The organism is Rhodopseudomonas sp. B29 (assembly GCF_000333455.1).
In the GTDB taxonomy this organism is placed as follows: Bacteria; Pseudomonadota; Alphaproteobacteria; order Rhizobiales; family Xanthobacteraceae; genus Rhodopseudomonas.
Genome location: NZ_BADD01000065.1, coordinates 1 through 1,776, shown reverse-complemented (window position 1 = coordinate 1,776; position 1,776 = coordinate 1). Strand labels below are relative to the sequence as shown.

The window sequence follows — 1,776 nt, the reverse complement described above, 5'->3', positions numbered from 1 at the left end:
GCCTGCGGCACAATCCCGTATTTCGTCACCCCAGAGTGAATGGCGCATGGCGCGGGAGCGCGACGGGGCGCCTATGCGCTGGCGAAGTTTTGCTTCCTCGCCTCGCTTGCCGCCGCGGTGGCGCTCAATCTGCACAAGCTGTCTTTCCTGATCATCATCGTGCCGGCGATCCTGTTGCTGTTCATTGCCTTCGGCCTGATCAGCAACTGGACGTACAAGGCCACCAACCATCCCCTCCCCGGCGCGCTGGCCAATGCTGTCCTATTCGCCTGGGCGATCGCGGTGACGTTCCCGATGGTGGTGACGTGACCGGCCTCGAACTCTGGCCGGCCGGCGGGCGACCCTGGCGCCTCGTCACCGACACGGTGATGGGTGGCGTCTCGCAAGGCACGGTGCAACTCACCGAGATCGAGGGTCAGCCGGCGGCGCGGATGCGCGGCGCGGTCTCAACCGAAAACAACGGCGGCTTCATTCAGATCGCTTTGGACCTCGCCTCGGATGGCAGTGCTTTCGACGCCTCGCGTTTCACCGGCCTCGGCCTAGAAGTGTCTGGCAACGGCGAGAGCTACGGCGTGCATCTGCGCACCACCGAGTTGGTGCGACCGCAGCATTCCTACCGGTCGTCCTTCACGGCGACTACCAAGCTCGAGCGCCTTGAGTTCCCGTTCGCGCAGTTTGTGCCGCATCGCGTCGAAACGCCGCTGAACGTCGCGCGGCTGCGGCGGATCGGGCTGGTGGCCATCGGCCGCGCCTTTGACGCAGATCTATCCGTCGCCCGGCTTTGGCTCTATTGATCGGACAAGCTGACTTATGGCGAATGGCGATGCCCGCCGCCGCTGATTAGAGAAGCGAAACGATGTTCGGACGAAGGCGCGACGAGCCCGGCCCCGGTCAAGAATCGGTTTGGGACTATCCGCGCCCACCGCGGCTGGAACCGGTCGCCTCCCGATTGCGCGTGGAGTTCGACGGCGTGACCATCGCCGACACTGTCGCAGGATTTCGCGTGCTCGAAACCAGCCACCCGCCGGTCTACTACATCCCGCCCACCGATATCCGGATGGATATGATGCGCGCGGCGCCCGGACATTCCTGGTGCGAGTTTAAGGGCGAAGCGAGCTACTGGTCGATCGAGACCGCGGATCGGCGTGCCGAGAACGTAGCCTGGAGCTACCAGACGCCCTCCCCGGATTTCAAGGCAATCGCCGGCTGTCTGGCATTCTATGCTTCGCGCGTCGACGCGTGCTATGTCGGCGACGAACGCGTGCAGCCGCAGCAAGGTGACTTTTACGGCGGCTGGATCACCTCGACCGTCGTCGGCCCCTTCAAAGGCGGCCCGGGGACGCGCGGATGGTAGCTCGGCACGATCACGCCGCTGGATTGTGGACGCCACCGCTGAATGCGCCGGCGCCGCGCGACTTATGCACCGATTGCGGCGTATCGCGGATGAGCGATCCGAAGCGCTGCGGCCAGGCCTGCCAGTTCATCAAGCCCGACTATCCGGCGATGGAGCTGAAGATCCACGGCCGCAGGCGCGATCCTTCGCGCGCTGACGAAGCGTTCTTCGGCCCCTATCGCCGTATGCTGCAGGCGGCGATGAAGGAGCCGCGCGACGGCGCGCAATGGACCGGCATCACCACCACCATCGGCCAGCGCCTGCTGGAGACCGGCGCGGTTGATGCAGTGCTGAACATGACGGCCGATCCGCACGACAAGTGGAAGCGGGTGCCGGTGCTGGTGACCAACCCCGAAGACATGGCGCGCTGCCGCGGCATGCGG

At 65.4% G+C, this 1,776-nt stretch carries 3 protein-coding genes and 1 pseudogene; all 4 read left to right on the top strand.

Going from position 1 to position 1,776, the window contains the following annotated elements; genetic code table 11:
- Positions 1–309 (top strand): annotated as a pseudogene (locus I5M_RS02260) (alpha/beta hydrolase); the annotation flags it as partial.
- Positions 306–794: a CIA30 family protein gene (locus tag I5M_RS02255; RefSeq protein WP_022719912.1), complete on the top strand. Its 489-nt coding sequence runs from the start codon at positions 306–308 to the stop codon at positions 792–794. The pseudogene I5M_RS02260 and the gene I5M_RS02255, both read left to right, overlap by 4 nt.
- 62 nt (positions 795–856) lie before the next feature.
- Positions 857–1,354 (top strand): DUF427 domain-containing protein, encoded by a 498-nt coding sequence (locus I5M_RS02250; RefSeq protein WP_022719911.1) that lies wholly within the window; start codon positions 857–859, stop codon positions 1,352–1,354.
- On the top strand, positions 1,348–1,776 hold a 429-nt coding region (locus I5M_RS02245), incomplete at its 3' end, for a coenzyme F420 hydrogenase/dehydrogenase beta subunit N-terminal domain-containing protein (protein ID WP_283804856.1). The genes I5M_RS02250 and I5M_RS02245, both read left to right, overlap by 7 nt.

Coding starts and splice junctions, on each gene's coding strand:
- I5M_RS02250 (WP_022719911.1), top strand. CDS start 857: ATGTTCGGACGAAGGCGCGACGAGCCCGGCCCCGGTCAAGAATCGGTT.